This window comes from Asticcacaulis currens (assembly GCF_028550395.1).
GTDB lineage: Bacteria > Pseudomonadota > Alphaproteobacteria > Caulobacterales > Caulobacteraceae > Asticcacaulis > Asticcacaulis currens.
Genome location: NZ_JAQQKW010000003.1, coordinates 130,445 through 145,307, shown reverse-complemented (window position 1 = coordinate 145,307; position 14,863 = coordinate 130,445). Strand labels below are relative to the sequence as shown.

At 63.2% G+C, this 14,863-nt stretch carries 14 protein-coding genes and 1 other RNA gene; 10 read left to right on the top strand and 5 right to left on the bottom strand.

Going from position 1 to position 14,863, the window contains the following annotated elements; translation table 11 throughout:
• Positions 1–118 precede the first annotated feature (118 nt).
• Positions 119–2,065 (top strand): methyl-accepting chemotaxis protein, encoded by a 1,947-nt coding sequence (locus PQU94_RS06085; protein ID WP_272740579.1) that lies wholly within the window; start codon positions 119–121, stop codon positions 2,063–2,065.
• A gap of 40 nt (positions 2,066–2,105) precedes the next feature.
• Here the strand turns inward: PQU94_RS06085 and PQU94_RS06080 are convergent, their stop codons facing one another.
• Positions 2,106–2,303 carry a hypothetical protein gene (locus tag PQU94_RS06080; RefSeq protein ID WP_272740578.1) on the bottom strand — a complete coding sequence of 66 codons (198 nt, stop codon included), beginning with the start codon at positions 2,301–2,303 and terminating at the stop codon, positions 2,106–2,108.
• Positions 2,304–2,456: 153 nt separating this feature from the next.
• Here PQU94_RS06080 and PQU94_RS06075 point away from each other — a divergent pair, with 153 nt between their 5' ends.
• The 5 genes from PQU94_RS06075 (at position 2,457) to recR (ending at position 6,693) form a co-directional block, all read left to right on the top strand.
• Positions 2,457–3,608, top strand: a complete 1,152-nt coding sequence (locus PQU94_RS06075; RefSeq protein WP_272740577.1) for a carbohydrate porin — start codon at positions 2,457–2,459, stop codon at positions 3,606–3,608.
• Between the two features lie 36 nt (positions 3,609–3,644).
• Positions 3,645–3,740: signal recognition particle sRNA small type (gene ffs / locus PQU94_RS06070), an RNA gene on the top strand.
• A gap of 98 nt (positions 3,741–3,838) precedes the next feature.
• Positions 3,839–5,650 carry a DNA polymerase III subunit gamma/tau gene (locus PQU94_RS06065; protein WP_272740576.1) on the top strand — a complete coding sequence of 604 codons (1,812 nt, stop codon included), beginning with the start codon at positions 3,839–3,841 and terminating at the stop codon, positions 5,648–5,650.
• Positions 5,647–5,967, top strand: a complete 321-nt coding sequence (locus PQU94_RS06060) for a YbaB/EbfC family nucleoid-associated protein (RefSeq protein ID WP_272740869.1) — start codon at positions 5,647–5,649, stop codon at positions 5,965–5,967. The genes PQU94_RS06065 and PQU94_RS06060 overlap by 4 nt, the downstream gene beginning before the upstream one ends.
• A 123-nt stretch (positions 5,968–6,090) precedes the next feature.
• Positions 6,091–6,693 carry a recombination mediator RecR gene (gene recR, locus PQU94_RS06055; protein WP_272740575.1) on the top strand — a complete coding sequence of 201 codons (603 nt, stop codon included), beginning with the start codon at positions 6,091–6,093 and terminating at the stop codon, positions 6,691–6,693.
• Positions 6,694–6,906: 213 nt separating this feature from the next.
• On the opposite strand, the gene PQU94_RS06050 is transcribed toward recR, so the two are convergent.
• On the bottom strand, positions 6,907–7,464 hold the full coding sequence (locus PQU94_RS06050; protein ID WP_272740574.1) for a VUT family protein: 558 nt from the start codon (positions 7,462–7,464) through the stop codon (positions 6,907–6,909).
• 130 nt (positions 7,465–7,594) lie between these two features.
• On the opposite strand from PQU94_RS06050, the gene PQU94_RS06045 reads away from it, so the two are divergent.
• Entirely contained in the window at positions 7,595–8,866 is a 1,272-nt protein-coding gene (locus PQU94_RS06045) for a DNA recombination protein RmuC (RefSeq protein WP_272740573.1), read from the top strand.
• Positions 8,867–8,939: 73 nt separating this feature from the next.
• On the opposite strand, the gene PQU94_RS06040 is transcribed toward PQU94_RS06045, so the two are convergent.
• Positions 8,940–10,427, bottom strand: coding sequence for a carotenoid oxygenase family protein (locus PQU94_RS06040; RefSeq protein WP_272740572.1), 1,488 nt, complete (start codon positions 10,425–10,427; stop codon positions 8,940–8,942).
• A gap of 12 nt (positions 10,428–10,439) precedes the next feature.
• On the bottom strand, positions 10,440–10,844 hold the full coding sequence (locus PQU94_RS06035) for a DUF2141 domain-containing protein (protein ID WP_272740571.1): 405 nt from the start codon (positions 10,842–10,844) through the stop codon (positions 10,440–10,442).
• 272 nt (positions 10,845–11,116) lie between these two features.
• On the opposite strand from PQU94_RS06035, the gene def reads away from it, so the two are divergent.
• From def to truA, 3 genes are all read left to right on the top strand, one after another.
• Complete coding sequence (gene def / locus PQU94_RS06030) at positions 11,117–11,653, top strand: peptide deformylase (RefSeq protein WP_272740570.1); 537 nt, start codon at positions 11,117–11,119, stop codon at positions 11,651–11,653.
• Between the two features lie 72 nt (positions 11,654–11,725).
• Entirely contained in the window at positions 11,726–12,655 is a 930-nt protein-coding gene (fmt, locus tag PQU94_RS06025) for a methionyl-tRNA formyltransferase (RefSeq protein ID WP_272740569.1), read from the top strand.
• 201 nt (positions 12,656–12,856) lie between these two features.
• Complete coding sequence (truA, locus tag PQU94_RS06020) at positions 12,857–13,630, top strand: tRNA pseudouridine(38-40) synthase TruA (RefSeq protein WP_272740568.1); 774 nt, start codon at positions 12,857–12,859, stop codon at positions 13,628–13,630.
• Positions 13,631–13,666: 36 nt separating this feature from the next.
• Here truA and dapE read toward each other — a convergent pair whose 3' ends face one another.
• A complete protein-coding gene (gene dapE / locus PQU94_RS06015; protein WP_272740567.1) occupies positions 13,667–14,821 on the bottom strand; it encodes a succinyl-diaminopimelate desuccinylase in 1,155 nt (384 codons plus the stop codon).
• Positions 14,822–14,863 lie beyond the last annotated feature (42 nt).

Genomic DNA, 14,863 nt, shown 5'->3' with positions numbered 1-14,863 from the left:
CCCTTTTTATTATGTCGAAAAAGTGAACGGCGTTACGTTAAATGAACGTTAAGGCTGTTGCTGCAACCTTGACGCGGGGTCTTAACGGGCCCGATTATCAGCGTTGGGGAAGGCCGGAATGCAGCTACGTACAAAATTTATCGGTCTGGGGGTTATCTGCGCGGTTCTGGTCTTCGGCATGGTGGCGGCCAATAGCGTCGCGTCGCGCTACGCGCAGGCGCACGCGCACCAGTCGTCTTTGATCAGCCAGATTACGCAGCGGCACATGACCGCCGATATGATGCACGACGCCATGCGCGCCGACGTGTTGGAAGCGCTTCTGGCGCACCAGATGGGCGATGTGGCGGGTGCGGCGGCTGTGGCCGACGGTTTTAAGGACCACGCCGATACGTTCGAAAAAAATCTGCGGGCCAATCAGGCCGAAGACGTGCCGGACAATCTCAAAAAGCGGTTTGCGGAAACGCTGACGGCGCTTCAGGCCTACCGCGCCGCCGGGCAGGCCGTGCTGACCGCGACGCCCGAAACCGAACCCGCACTGCGGGACGCCTTTGATGCGCAGTTCAAGGCGATGGAAGGCAGCAATGAGAGCCTGTCCGGCGATCTTGAAGCGTGGATGAAGGGCGAAGTGGCGCGCGGCGCCAAGACCGATGCGCAACTGGGCCTTTTCGTACAGGTCTTGTCATTGTTCGCCATTCTGGGCGTTCTCGGCATGATCGGCCTGATGTGGCGCGACCTGCTCAAGCCCCTGGGTCTGCTGTCGCAGACGATCGGACGCATTGCCGAAGGTGACACCGATGTCGAAGTCGCCTTCACGGCTCGCAAGGACGAGATGGGCGTTCTGGCCCGCGCCACGCAGTCCCTGTGCGAGACGGCGCGCAAGGCCCTGATGGTGGACCGCATGGTGCAGGCCATGCCGACTCCGGTCATGGCGGTCGATGTGCGCGACGATTTCCGCATCACCTACATCAATGCGGCGACCGAAAAGCTGATGGATGCGGTCAAGGCGCATCTGCCCAACTATCGTGGCACCCTGATCGGGGAATCTATCGACATCTTCCACAAACACCCGGAGCATCAGCGTCGGCTGCTGTCTGACCCGAAAAACCTGCCGCACCGGGCGCGTATCCGTGTAGGTGACGAAAGCATCGACCTTCAGATTTCGGCGGTGCGCGATCACCGCGATCAATATGCCGGTGCCATGCTGGTGTGGGAACTGGTCACCGATCAGGCGCAACTGAGCCGCGATTTCGAAGTGCGGGTGCAGGATGTAGTGAAGGGGCTGGCGGCGTCGGCAGAGGAACTGTCGCAGGTGGCCGAAACCGTGACGGGGGATCTGCGCAACGGGGCCGGTCTGGCTGTATCGGCGGCCTCTTCGGCGACCCAGACGACGGCCAGCGTGCAAACCGTGGCAGCGGCGGCCGAAGAACTGGCGGCATCGGTACGCGAAATTTCCGATCAGGTGCAGACGACCAACCGTCTGGTGGCCGACTCCTTCCATAAGGTGCAGGACGCCGATCTGGTGGCGCAGAAGCTGTCTTCGGCTTCGGATCGCGTCAGCGAGGTGACGACCGTCATCGCCAATATTTCCAGTCAGATCAATCTCTTGGCGCTCAACGCCACGATCGAGTCGGCGCGCGCCGGTGAGGCGGGCCGTGGCTTTGCGGTGGTGGCGGGGGAGGTCAAGAACCTCGCCAACCAGACCAGCCGCTCCATTGGTGAAATCAACAGCGTCATCGACGAAATGCGTCAGGCGTCGCGCGAAATCGTGGGGGTCCTGAGCGATATTCGCGGGGCGGTGGATGCCATCACCCAGGCCACGACTTCGGTGGCCGCCGCGGTCGAGGAACAGTCGGCGACCACCGAGGACATCGCCCGCAACATGGCCTTCGCCGCCGAAGGGACGCGGGTGATCAGTGAAAATCTCGATCAGGTTTCGGGCATTACGGCACGTAGCGGCGACGCGTCGGCACACCTGTTCGACTCGTCTCAGGCCCTGTCGGATCAGGCGGCGGCTCTGCGCGGTCGCGTGGCGGAGTTCCTCAGCCGCATCAACCGGGCCTCGTAAGCGTGTATCGGGGAGCAGGGGACGTGTCCCCTGCCTCTTTTCAGGCTTTCACGGCACAGGCGCGCAGGCTCTGACTGCGCAGCAGGGCCTGCTTTTCGCGGACCGAGCCGTGGCGATAGGCGGCGGTCTGCATGACGGCGGCGAGGGCTTCGGCGCGGCAGGCGGCCGGGGCGGCGGTCGCCGGAACAGCGTCGATCAGGGGCAGGGACAGGGCCATCAGGCACAGAAGCGGTTTCATACTGGGACACCTTTCAACAGTCGGAAACCACAGAGCAATCGCCGGGCCGTTCCGGTCATGTCCGGTTAACCCTGTCTGTAAACTATAACCCAACGGATTTGAAGTAACATGGATATTGTCGGGCGATGTGCCCGATGTGTTCAAGGTTTTTCCATGCGTCTGTCTGTTCTCGCTTGTGCGCTACTGTCTTTGGGTTACGGCACCTCTCTGGCCGGTGTGGCTTCGGCCGGCGTCGAATACGATGCCGTCCTGACCGCTGACCTGCTGCGCAATCATTCGGGAGGGTTGCGCGAAGGCAACCGGGTTATGAGCAATCTCGACCTTTCGGCGGCCTGGCAGGGCGAAGGCGAGGCCTTTAAAAACTGGGACGGTTTCGCCTATGTGCTGGCCGATGCTGGGGGCGGTTTTTCCGAGTTCTACTCTGGCGATGCGCAGGTCGTGTCCAATATCGACGCGCCCAAGGGCGTGCGCCTGTTCGAGGCGTGGTTGCGCCGCACGAGCGACGATGAACGCTGGTCTGTGACCGGCGGCCTGATCAATCTCAATGGTATTTTCGATGTGCAGGAGGCGGGGACGCTGTTCCTCAACGCTTCGCACGGCATTGGTCCGGACTATTCGCAGACCGGCCCGTCGATCTTTCCGTTTTCGACTCTGGGGCTGGTCGGCGAATGGCAGGCCAGCGAGACTTTGCGCCTGCGCGCCGGGGTGTTTGACGGCGTGGCCGGCGACCCGGCACATCAGAGCAGCTTTATTGGCGTCAAGCTGGGTGACGGCGACGGCGCGCACTGGGTGGCCGAAGCGCAGCAGGATTTTGCGCGCGGCTATGTCAAGCTGGGGGCGTGGACCTATACGGCCAAGGCCGAGCGCCTCGACGGCACGGGCCTGTCCGATGGCAACAGCGGCTATTACGCGCAACTGAAGTACGATTTTTATAAACCCGAAGCCGACAGCGACCGCGGCGTGTCGGGCTGGGTGCGGCTGGGTAAGGCCAATAAGGACCTTCAGGCCATCGAAACCTATGCGGGCGGCGGTCTGGTGTGGACCGGGCCGCTCACAGGGCGTGAGTCGGACGCCGTAGGCTTTGCCATCGCCCACGCCGATTTCGGTCAGCCCTATGCCGAGGCGGCGGGCATGAACTTAAATCCGGAAACCATTTACGAACTCAGCTATCGTTACGCCATCAAGGACGGCCTCAGCCTTCAGCCGGACGTGCAGTATATCCGCCACCCGGCTGGTGATCCGCAAACGGATGATGCCCTAGTGCTGGGGGTGCGTCTGCGGGTGGGGCTCGCGGCGTTTAAATAAGCGCTTGCAATCGCAAAAGGGAATCCGCATATAGCGAGCGAGATCGCGCGGGCGAAGGCCTCGCCAACCTGGTCAGGGCCGGAAGGCAGCAGCCACAACGAATTCACCTTCGGGTCGCGCGGTCTCACCTTTCCCCTATATTCTAAGCCGTCAACAAAGCGCTGCCTGACTGCGCGGAACCCACGTGCTTTCCGACTCGCAAACCCTGCGTTTGGCGCTATAAGTCGGGTATGTCCGACCATCCCGAATCTCCAGACCTTGGCGATCCCTTTGCCACCGAACGCGATGAGAACACCGACGATATGTTCGGTGGTCCGGCGGTGCCCGCACCTGCGAAAAAGGACGCGGCCTATACGGTGCTGGCGCGCAAATACCGCCCCCGCACCTTTGAGGATCTGATCGGGCAGGAGGCGATGGTGCGCACCCTGTCCAACGCCTTCGCCACGGGGCGTATCGCCCACGCCTTCATGCTGACCGGCGTGCGCGGGGTGGGCAAGACGACGACGGCCCGCCTGCTGGCGCGCGCGCTGAACTACGAATCCGATACGATGAAGGGGCCCAGCGTCGATCTTTCGACCTTTGGCTACCACTGTCAGGCCATTATCGAAGGCCGGCATATCGACGTGCTGGAGCTGGACGCCGCATCGCGCACGGGTGTCGATTCGATGCGCGAATTGCTGGAAAGCGTGCGCTATGCACCGGTCGAGGCGCGCTACAAGGTCTATGTGATCGACGAAGTGCACATGCTGTCAACCGGGGCCTTTAACGCGCTTCTGAAGACGCTGGAAGAACCGCCGCCGCACGCCAAATTCATCTTCGCCACCACCGAAATCCGCAAGGTGCCGGTGACCATCCTGTCGCGGTGTCAGCGCTTCGACCTGCGCCGTGTCGAGCCCGAAACCCTGACGCCGCATCTCGAAAAAATCTGCCGTCTCGAAGGGGCGCAGATCGAGCCGGACGCCTTGGCCCTGATCGCCCGTGCCGCCGAAGGTTCGGTGCGCGACTCCCTGTCGCTGCTCGATCAGGCGCTGGTGCAGGCGGAAGAGGGGCAAAGCGTGTCCGCCGAGGTGGTGCGCGACATGCTGGGGCTGGCCGACCGGTCGGCAACGCTCAGCCTGTTTGAAAATATCATTTCCGGTCAGATGCCGGAGGCGCTTCTGGCCTTCCGCACCCTGTACGGCTTCGGGGCCGACCCGTCGCAGGTAATGGGCGACCTGCTGGAATACTGCCACGCCACCTCTGTGGCCAAGGTGCTGGGGGCCGAGGCCACGCGCCTGCCCAAGGAACCGGCGCAGCGTGTGGCGGCGCTGGGGGCGCAGTTGTCGGCAGGCACCTTGTCGCGCCTGTGGACCCTGATGCTCAAGGCGTTTGAGGAAATCCGCCGTGCCCCCGATCCGGCGGCGGCGACCGAAATGGCGCTGGTGCGCTTCTGCTATGCGTCCGACCTGCCGGGGCCGGAGACCCTGCTCAAACGACTGCAAAACGGCGAAAACCTGCTGGATGGTGGCCCGTCGGGCGGCGGCATGGGCAGCGGTTCCGGCGGCGGCGTCAGCGCGCAAGGTGCGGTTATGCGCCCGCAGGCCTATGCCAATGCCCAGCCGCAGATTCAGCTCAATACGTTTGACGACGTGCTGGCCCTGATCGCCGAAAAGCGCGATATCGGCCTGCGCGTCGATGTCGAGCGCTACGTCAAGCTAATCTCCTTCCGGCAGGGAGCGATCACGTTTGAGCCTGCCCCGCACACGCCGATTGATCTGGTGCGCAAGCTGTCGGCGCGGCTGAAGGAATGGACGGGGCAGCGCTGGCTGATCGCCACCGAAGGCGGCGGCGGGGCCGAAACCTATCGTGAGCGCGAAATCCGCGAAAAGGCGGAAGCCTTGCAAAAGCTGCGCAATGACCCATTTATCTCCGGTCTGATGACGGCCTTTCCGGGCGTGGAAATCCTCAGCTTCCGGCCGAAGCCGAAGCCGGTGGCCGCCACCACGCCCGACATGCCGATGACCGAAAACCGCGACGAATTCAGCGAAAAGGACGACGACTGATGGACTTGAACGCCCTGATGAAGCAGGCCCAGGCCGTGCAGCAAAAGTTCACCGAAGCGCAGGAAAAGATGAATCAGGTGGTCGTCACCGGTCAGGCCGGTGCCGGTCTGGTCTCGGTCGATCTGCAAGGGGGGGGCGTGCTGACGCGCCTGCACATCGACCCCAGCCTGATCAATGCGGACGAGGCCGAGGTGCTGGCCGACCTGATTATCGCCGCCCACGCCGATGCGCGCAAAAAGCTCGATGAAGAATCCGCGCGCCTGATGAAGGAAGCGGCGGGTCCGTTCGGCAATATGCCGATGCCGAAGCTGTTCTAACCCCTTCGCCCTATGGGGAGAAGGTGGCGCGAAGCGCCGGATGTGGGGGCATCCCCGCCGCACCGTTTTCCCCCTCACCCCAACCCTCTCCCCACAGGGGAGAGGGGGTTTTAGAGTAATCGTATGGCCTCTGGTGCCGGACCTGAAATCGAACGCCTGATGGCGCTATTGTCCAAGCTGCCGGGTCTGGGGCCCCGCTCGGCGCGCCGCGCCGCGCTGGCCTTGCTGAAAAAGCGCGAGCAGTTGCTGATACCGCTGACCGCCGCCATGCAGGACGCGGCCGAGCGCGTCACCTCCTGCCATATTTGCGGCGCGCTTTCGACCCGCGATCCGTGTGCCACCTGCGCCGACCCGGCCCGCGACGCGGCGATGATCTGCGTGGTCGAAGAAGACTCTGCCCTGTGGGCCATGGAGCGCGTTGGGGCCTTTTCCGGGCGTTATCACGTGCTGGGCGGGCTCCTGTCGGCGCTCGACGGAGTGCGGCCCGAAGACCTGCGCCTGTCGGGCCTGATGCAGCGCGTCAGTGCGGGCGGCGTCGAAGAACTGGTCATGGCCCTGCCGGCGACCGTCGAAGGCCAGACCACGGCGCACTATATCGCCGACCGCGTGAAGCAACTGGCCCCGGAGGTCACCATCACCCATCTGGCGCGCGGCGTGCCCGTCGGCGGCGAACTCGACTGGCTGGATGATGGTACGATTGCCCATGCTTTCAAAAGCCGACGCTAAAAGCCTTGAATTGGGCGATGGGGGTGCGTCGGCGTCACTTGCCCGTATTCATATACGGGCTGCGCCATAGCCTCATGCCGAAAAGTGAACGCCACTTTTCGGATACACATGAGGCGTCATATAAAATCAGAGCCATGAGGCGGCTCAATTGAGCCGTCGAATGCTCTGATCGCCTGCCATCTCATCCAAATTGAAGGCTTTTAAATTCGTAAATCAGTCGATTGGCAGGGATTCGGCGCGCTCCGCCTTCTCCCGGTGACGCATGACCAGAAACACCGCAAACACTCCGGCCAGCTTGCTCAGCACCGAAGTCACCACCGACCAGATGTTGAAAATCCCCGGGATCGTTGTCGAGGCGATGGCATAGAAGACCGCTGAGTCGATCGGTGCGCTGACGGCGGTCGAGATCACCACCCGCTCAGACAGGGGCCGCTTGATAAAGGTGAAGATGGACCAGTCGATCAATTCCGACACCACAAAGGCCGCGCTTGAGGCGATCACCACGGCGGGATCAGAGGTCAGCAGCGATAGGCCCAGACCGATGATAAGGGTCAGCAGGATCCAGTGACCGATTTCGCGCTGGGCAAAGTCACGCACCACCAGCACCAGCCCGGTCACCACCGACATCGGCGTCCACGAGCCATGATCGGGCAGGGGGATTTGCGGCACGGCGGCGAAGCACCAGTTGATAAACGGGATCAGCGCCAGATAGAGGTACGTCCACGGCGTGCGCCCCGTGACCGCCTTGCGTACAAATGCGCCGAATACCATCTGCCCCTCCCGAAAGTGCCTGATACGTCCTTGCCAGCCCCGCAGATGACCGCGAGAGAGTATTTGGTCCGACAGGAATCGTGTCAGGAAAAAGCTTGTCAGCTTTTATTCCGTATGGCAAGAACATTTCATGAACTTTGAATCCGTCGCCCTTATTGCCTCTGTCTTCGCCTCGCTGGTGCTGGGGGGCGGCTATTATCTGGCCTTTCAGGAGACGCGCCGCCTGCGCGAGCGCAATGAAGACCTGAGCGATCAGTTGCGTGACGCCGCCGCTGAGGTGTCGCAACTGAAGGAGCGCACGCGCAATCTCGAAGACGCGCGCGCCGCCATGAGCGAGCATTTCCGCGCGGCGTCTCAGCAGGCGCTGAGCCAATCGACCGAGGCACTGCTGAAACGCGCTGAGGAGAATTTTGCGGCGCGTGAAAAGCTGGCGCTGGAACGCATGGGGCATACGCTGAAACCCGTTGCCGAGACGCTGGGCCGGTTCGAGGCGCAGGTGAAGGAGATGGAGGAGTCGCGCGCCAAGGACACCGGCGGGCTGAAAGAGCAGATCACCCACCTGATGCAGGCGTCGGTGGCGACGCGCGAGGTGACGCAGAAGCTGGCCAACGCCTTGCGTCGCGGGGCCGGGGTGCAGGGCCGCTGGGGCGAAGAGACGCTGCGCAATGTGCTGGAAAGTGCCGGACTGTCCAAACATTTTGACTTCGTTGAGCAGCAGAACCTTGACACCGATATGGGACGTCGCCGCCCGGACGTGACGGTGAAACTGCCCGGCGGCGTCTTCGTTATTGATGCCAAGGCCAATCTGACCGCCTATCTGGAGGCCATTGAGGCCACCGACGAGGGCATCCGCGAAGAGGCGCTGCAACGCCATGCGCGCGCCTTACAACAGCACGTGCGTGATCTGTCGGCCAAGGCCTACTGGGATCAGTTCCGCGAACAGTCGCCGGATTTTGTGGCCATGTTTGTGCCGGGCGACGGCATATTGTCGATGGCGCTGGAGCGGATGCCGCACCTGATGACCGAGGCGATGGACCGCAAGGTGATCATCGTCACCCCGACCACGCTGTTTGCCCTGTGCAAGGCCGTAGCCTATGGCTGGCGCGCTGAGGAGCAGATTCACAATGCCCATGAGGTCGCGGCGGTGGGGCGCGAACTGTACAGCCGTCTGTCGGTGATGGGCGGGCACGTGGCGGCGCTCGGCAAAAATCTCGGCAGCGCGGTCGATAAGTACAATGCCTTTGTCGGTTCGCTGGAATCGCAGGTGCTCACTCAGGCGCGCCGTTTTGAGGACCTGAAGGTCAGTCATGAGGGCAAGGAGATTGTTGAGGCCGCGCCGCTCGATGTGCAGACGCGGCCCCTGAGCAAGCTGACCGTAGTGCAGTCGGGGGCGGGAGAGTAGGTGGCTTGAAAGAGCCCCCACCCCCACGCCCTTCGGGCGCTGTCCCCCTCCCCAACACGTTGGGGAGGTATATTCAAGAGAACGTCCCGTGGAAGCCAAGTGGTGTGGCGTGTGCCGAACGCCATGAGCCCACCGGTCCGGCGCTGAGGTTTTTCGCCTCGAACACGTGCAGTTCGGTGGCCTTGGCCTTCAGATTAAGCACCGTGCCGACCATCCAGCCGTCCATCTCCTGACCCGTGCCGCCGTGGCTGGCCGGACGCGGGACGAACAGAGCCTCTTCGACAATGGCGTCCCGGCCGAAATCGTGGGTCTGCGCCTTGCCGGTCTTCCAGTCGAAGGCCGACAGGGCGTGTGCCCCTAGACGCCCCTCGATATACCCCCCGACGTGCACGACGCGGTCCCGGCGCAGACCCTGAAAGCGGTGATCGGTCTGCGGAAACTCCGATGAGACGCCTGTCGCCTGCATGTCGGCGCGACCGTCCGGGCGCAGGGTGATCAGGGCCAGATGCGCCTCCTCATCATTGCCGGCATTGTAAACCCCCTTCACCAGATCACGCGCCCCGTTCAGGCCGAATTTCGGCGAACTGGCCAGACAGACATCGAAGCGGATGGTGCCGTCGGTGTCTTCCCAGGCATCGCCCGTATGGAAGTAGGTGGCGGCGGGCAGTTCATACAGACGCCGCTTCGACAGATCGGCTTTTTCGACGACCAGAATGCGGATCGGCTGATCGGGGTGCCAGACCAGCGTATCGACAAAGGGCGGGGTTTGACGTTCGGCGATAAGCGGCTGCATGGGCAGGATCAGGTGGCGTTCGCTGACGACCCAGTCGTGGGCATACCCCGCAGCGGGAAGCTGGATCAGTTCCCCGCGCTCCATCTCGCCCGCCGGACTGAGTTGCCAGATCCACGCCTTGTCGCCCATGAACCCGGCACTCCAGATGCGGCCCGACGGTTCGACCTTGGGGTGGGCCAGAAAGGCCAGCCCTTTCAGGTCGTCACGGAAGGTCTTCGGCCCTTTGGTGAGCAGGGTCTGGGCATCAAGACGGTAGGGCGAGCCGCCTTCCCACAGGGCCCACAGCTCGTCCCCGGCGCGCAGGACCGAGGTATTGGCGGCGTTGACGTCGTCATTGCTGGTCACAGGGGCATCGGCGCGGCCCTTGGTGCCGAAGCCCGGCATGACGATGGCTTGTTTTTGCTGCTCGACGCGGCGTTTGACCGTATCGACGAAGCGGCCGGTGTGGCGCACGCCGTCGGCGCTGAGATCGTATTTTTGGATCATGCCGTCGCCGTCGAACCAGTGGCCGGTGGTGTCGTCGCCATAACGGAACCACGCGGGGCCGTTGCGGTAGAGCGTGCCGCTCAGGCCCGCCGGCATCTTGCCGCTCAGGCGGGTGAGGGCGGAGGGAGCATAGCCTTCGGCGGGGGCGTTGGCGACGGCCAGACGCCAGCCTTCCGAAAAGGTGGCGGTCGCGGCCGCGGCGGCCCAAGATGTGGGCGCGGCGGCCATCAGGCCCGCGCCACCCAGCGCGGTCAGGAAGGAACGGCGGGACAGGTCGGTCATGTCGATCCCTCCTTAAAACGCGATGTCTTGCGTGGTGTTGCCCTTGACCTCAAAGGCCGCGTCGGCCCAGGCCGCCGGGCCCATGCGGCCCTTGGCATTGTTGGAAAAGGCGAAGGGCTCGACCGGCATACCAAACGGGTTTTTGTCCATTTGACCATTGCCGTTGACGTCGTGGAATATCTTCAGCCCGTACTGACCCGGTTCGACCTCAAAGGTGGCGGTGGCCGTGTCGCTGCTGACGGCGACCTGCTGACCGGCGACCGGCTTGCCGCTTGTATAGGCCTCTTCGCCCTTATAAAGCGCGACCATCAGTGTGCCCTTGGGCGTCAGTTTGGAAAACTGCACCGTCAGGGTTTCAGCGCTGGCGGGCAGGGCGATAAGACCCATCAGGGCGGCGATAAGAGCGGATTTGAGCATGAAGGCCTCCATATGGCGTTAGCGCATTTGGGTCCCAAAACCGTTTCACTTGTTTTGGAATGCGCTGGGTTGCATTGCGATGACCCCGGTGTAGGTCGGCCCGGCGGTGATGGGGCAAAAGATGCGCGAAAGGGGCCTGTACATACGTCAACGGACGGTCTGCCACTGGCGCTTCGTGAGTGGCATCGGCCAAGGCACTGATTTATAAGTAATCGTCAGTGGCGAAGCGCGAATGCCTTGACCCGCCGGGGGCGGGTTCTTATTTTAGCGCCATGGCCATTAGAGACATTATCACCGTACCCAATCCGCTGCTCAAGCAGGTGTCCAAACCCGTCGAAGGGGGCGTGACCGACGAACTGCGCGCCCTGATGGACGACATGCTGGAGACCATGTACGACGCGCCCGGCATCGGGCTGGCGGCGATCCAGATCGGTGAGCCGATCCGCGTCATCGTCATGGACCTTCAGGAACGCCCCGACGACCTTCCCGAAGATGCCCCGGCGCCGAAGCAGCCGCGCTACTTTGTCAATCCGGAAATCCTGTGGGCGTCGGACGAACTGTCCACCTATGATGAGGGCTGCTTGTCGGTGCCCGAAGTCTATGACGAGGTGAAGCGCCCGGCGCGCGTGCGGCTCAAATACCTGAACTATCAGGGCGAAGAGGTGATCGAAGAGTGCGATGGCCTCTATGCCACCTGCATCCAGCACGAGATGGACCACCTGAACGGCGTGTTGTTCATCGACCACCTGTCGAAGCTGAAACGCGACCGGGCGGTGACGAAGGTCAGGAAGCTCAAAAAAGTCGCCTAACTTGCATAGCCCTTTGAATTGAGCCAAAAGCGCGTCCACCGGATGCGCTTTTGTTTTTTGCGGAGTTACTCCATGCGTTTGGCCTTTATGGGCACCCCCGAATTTGCTGTGAAGGCTCTGGCCGAACTGGTCGCCGCCGGTCATGAGATCGTCTGCGTCTATTCGCAGCCGCCGGCACCCAAGGGCCGGGGGCAGGTGTTGACCCCGTCGCCGGTGCACGCCTTTGCCGATAGTCTGGGCCTGCCGGTCCGCACCCCGAAGTCGATGAAGTCGGATGACGCGATTGCCGAATTTCAGGCGCTGGACATCGACGCCGCCATCGTTGTCGCCTATGGCCAGATTTTAAAGCGCGAGGTGCTGGAACATCCGCCGCTCGGCTGTTTCAACCTCCATGCCTCGCTGTTGCCGCGCTGGCGCGGGGCGGCGCCGATCCAACGCGCGATCATGGCCGGTGATACCCATACGGGCGTGCAGGTGATGCGCATGTCCGAGGGGCTGGACGAAGGGCCGGTCATCCTGTCCGGCCGCGTCGAAATCACAGCGCAGGACACGGCCCAGACCCTGCACGACAAGCTGGCCGGGCTGGGGGCGTCGCTGCTGCCCGTCGCCTTGGCCGCTATTGAGCGCAGTCAGCCGGAAGGCGAACCGCAGGTCGGTGAGGTCACCTACGCCAAAAAGATCACCTCGGAAGAGGCGCGCATCGACTGGAGCCGGCCGGCGCGTGAACTCGACTGGCACATTCGGGGTTTGTCGCCGTTTCCGGGCGCATGGACGATGCTGAAGACGCCCAAGGGCGAGCAGCGCCTCAAGGTGCTGATGTCGCGCGTCGATGAGGCCATGACCGACGCCGCACCGGGTACGCTGATCGGGCCAGGCCTGCGCCTTGCCACCGGCGACGGCGTGATCGAACTCCTGCGCGTGCAGCGCGAAGGCAAGGGCGCGCAGGACGCCACCGAGTTCCTCAACGGCGCGGGCCTGAGCGTCGGGGATCGTCTGGGATGAGAGGTTTTCAATCATACTCCCCCAGCTTGCTGGGGGAGGTGGATGCGAAACCCACGGTTTCGCAGACGGTGGGGGGGCCGCCTCTCACGACAGCGGGTGCATGGCGTCAAATGGAAAGAGCCCCCACCACCGCATCTCACCGTCTGAGGCGGCTCGTGCGGTCCCCCTCCCCGGGAAACCGGGGAGGTATAGAGGTTTAGCATGCCCCGCTATTCCTGCCTCGTTGAATATGATGGCCGCCCGTACAAGGGGTTTCAGGCGCAGGACAACCTGCCGACCGTGCAGGGGTCGCTGGAGCGCGCCATTCTGGGCTTTTCCGGCGAACCCCTGCGCATTACGGCGGCGGGGCGGACCGATACGGGCGTCCATGCGTCGGGTCAGGTGATCACGTTTGATCTGCCCAAGACCTACCGACCCGATGTGGTGCGCGACGCCATGAACGCCTATCTGGTCCCCGAACCGATCGCCGTGCGCGAAGCGGCGATTGTCGATGACGAGTTTTCGGCGCGCTTTTCGGCGACGGGGCGCATGTACCTCTATCGCATCCTCAACCGCCGGGCCCCGCCGGCGCTGGAGCAGGGGCGGGTGTGGCACGTCAAGAAGCCGCTGGATGCCGAGGTGATGGCCGAGGCCGCGCAGCACCTGATCGGGCGGCATGATTTCACCACCTTCCGTGACACGGAGTGTCAGGCGGCATCTCCCGTCAAGACGCTGGATATCGCGCGGGTGAAGCGGGTGGGGGAGGAGATACACCTCGTCTTCGCCTCGCGCTCCTTCCTGCATCGTCAGGTGCGCTCAATGACCGGCACGCTGGTCGAGGCCGGGATCGGTCGCTGGACGGTGGCCGATGTCAAGGCGGCGCTGGAGGCGCGCGACCGCCGTGCCTGCGGGCAGGTGGCCCCGCCGGAGGGCTTGTGCCTGACGCACGTCACCTTTGAACCGGAACCGGATTTCGCAAGCCGCAGTTCGATATAGTCCTCCTCCCCATCGCTGCGCGACAGGGAGGAGGTGTTAGGCGAACACCTTGAAATATTTGGCGATCAGCGCCGCATAGGCGTCGGTCAGGTCATAGAGGTCCTGTACCGGGGTCGCTTCATTGACCTGGTGCATGGTCTGGCCCACCAGACCGAATTCCACCACCGGGCACAGGGCGCGGATAAAGCGCGCGTCCGACGTGCCACCGGTGGTTGACGGGTCGGCCTCTACCTTCAGCACGTCGCGGATGGCGTCCTGAATGACATCGACGAACGGCCCGGCCTCGGTCAGAAAGGCCTCGCCCGATATAGCGGCTTTCACCTCGATCGCGGCGCCGCTGCGTTCCGCCTGACGGGCGCAGACCTCTTCGATCCACGCCTGCAAGGACGCACCCGAATGGGTCGGGTTGAAGCGGATATTGATGCGCCCTGTCGCCGTTTGCGGGATCAGGTTGGTGGTCTTGTTCGCCACATCAAAGGTGGTGATTTCGAGATTCGACGGCAAGAAGCGTTCATAGCCCTCATCCAGCACGCGCCCGTCCAGTTCAGCCATGATGGCGACCAGCACGGGGATCGGATTGAGCGCGCGCTGCGGGTAGGCGACGTGGCCCTGCTTGCCCGTCACCGTGATCGTGGCGTTGATCGAACCGCGACGGCCGACCTTGATCATGTCCCCCAGCACCGCCGAAGAGGTGGGCTCGCCGACGATGCAGTGGTCGATGACCTCACCCGTCTGCCTCAGGTGTTCAACGACCTTCTTGGTACCGTCCAGCGCTTCGCCTTCTTCGTCGCCGGTGATCAGGAAGGACAGCGAACCGGGCACCTGTTCAAAGCGCGACACGGCGGCGATCCACGCCGCAATACCGCCCTTCATATCGACGGCTCCGCGCCCGGTCAGCACACCGTTTTCGATGGTCGCGGCAAACGGGTCCGAGCGCCAGCCATCAAGCGCGCCTTCGGGCACCACGTCCGTATGACCAGCAAAGCACAGGTTGGGCGAAGCCGTCCCGCGCCGCGCATAGAGGTTTTCGATCTCACCGAACTTCAGCCGCTCACAGGCAAAGCCGAGCGATTCCAGCGTCTGCTGCACGCGGTCCATCGCCCCGGCGTCCACCGGAGTCACGGACGGATGGTTGATCAGGGCCTTGGTCAATTCGACCGGATCGAGCGTGTTTTCGGGTATATTCGTCATGGCGCGTGGTGTAAGACGACTTTGCTGCGAACGAAAGTGAAA

What these genes read in the sequence shown, in the direction of transcription:
- PQU94_RS06075 (WP_272740577.1), top strand. Translation starts at nt 2,457, where the DNA reads ATGCGTCTGTCTGTTCTCGCTTGTGCGCTACTGTCTTTGGGTTACGGC.
- PQU94_RS06085 (WP_272740579.1), top strand. Translation starts at nt 119, where the DNA reads ATGCAGCTACGTACAAAATTTATCGGTCTGGGGGTTATCTGCGCGGTT.
- def (WP_272740570.1), top strand. Translation starts at nt 11,117, where the DNA reads ATGGCCATTAGAGACATTATCACCGTACCCAATCCGCTGCTCAAGCAG.
- truA (WP_272740568.1), top strand. Translation starts at nt 12,857, where the DNA reads ATGCCCCGCTATTCCTGCCTCGTTGAATATGATGGCCGCCCGTACAAG.
- PQU94_RS06080 (WP_272740578.1), bottom strand. Translation starts at nt 2,303, where the DNA reads ATGAAACCGCTTCTGTGCCTGATGGCCCTGTCCCTGCCCCTGATCGAC.
- PQU94_RS06065 (WP_272740576.1), top strand. Translation starts at nt 3,839, where the DNA reads ATGTCCGACCATCCCGAATCTCCAGACCTTGGCGATCCCTTTGCCACC.
- fmt (WP_272740569.1), top strand. Translation starts at nt 11,726, where the DNA reads ATGCGTTTGGCCTTTATGGGCACCCCCGAATTTGCTGTGAAGGCTCTG.
- PQU94_RS06050 (WP_272740574.1), bottom strand. Translation starts at nt 7,464, where the DNA reads ATGGTATTCGGCGCATTTGTACGCAAGGCGGTCACGGGGCGCACGCCG.
- PQU94_RS06045 (WP_272740573.1), top strand. Translation starts at nt 7,595, where the DNA reads ATGAACTTTGAATCCGTCGCCCTTATTGCCTCTGTCTTCGCCTCGCTG.
- dapE (WP_272740567.1), bottom strand. Translation starts at nt 14,821, where the DNA reads ATGACGAATATACCCGAAAACACGCTCGATCCGGTCGAATTGACCAAG.
- recR (WP_272740575.1), top strand. Translation starts at nt 6,091, where the DNA reads ATGGCCTCTGGTGCCGGACCTGAAATCGAACGCCTGATGGCGCTATTG.
- PQU94_RS06040 (WP_272740572.1), bottom strand. Translation starts at nt 10,427, where the DNA reads ATGACCGACCTGTCCCGCCGTTCCTTCCTGACCGCGCTGGGTGGCGCG.
- PQU94_RS06035 (WP_272740571.1), bottom strand. Translation starts at nt 10,844, where the DNA reads ATGCTCAAATCCGCTCTTATCGCCGCCCTGATGGGTCTTATCGCCCTG.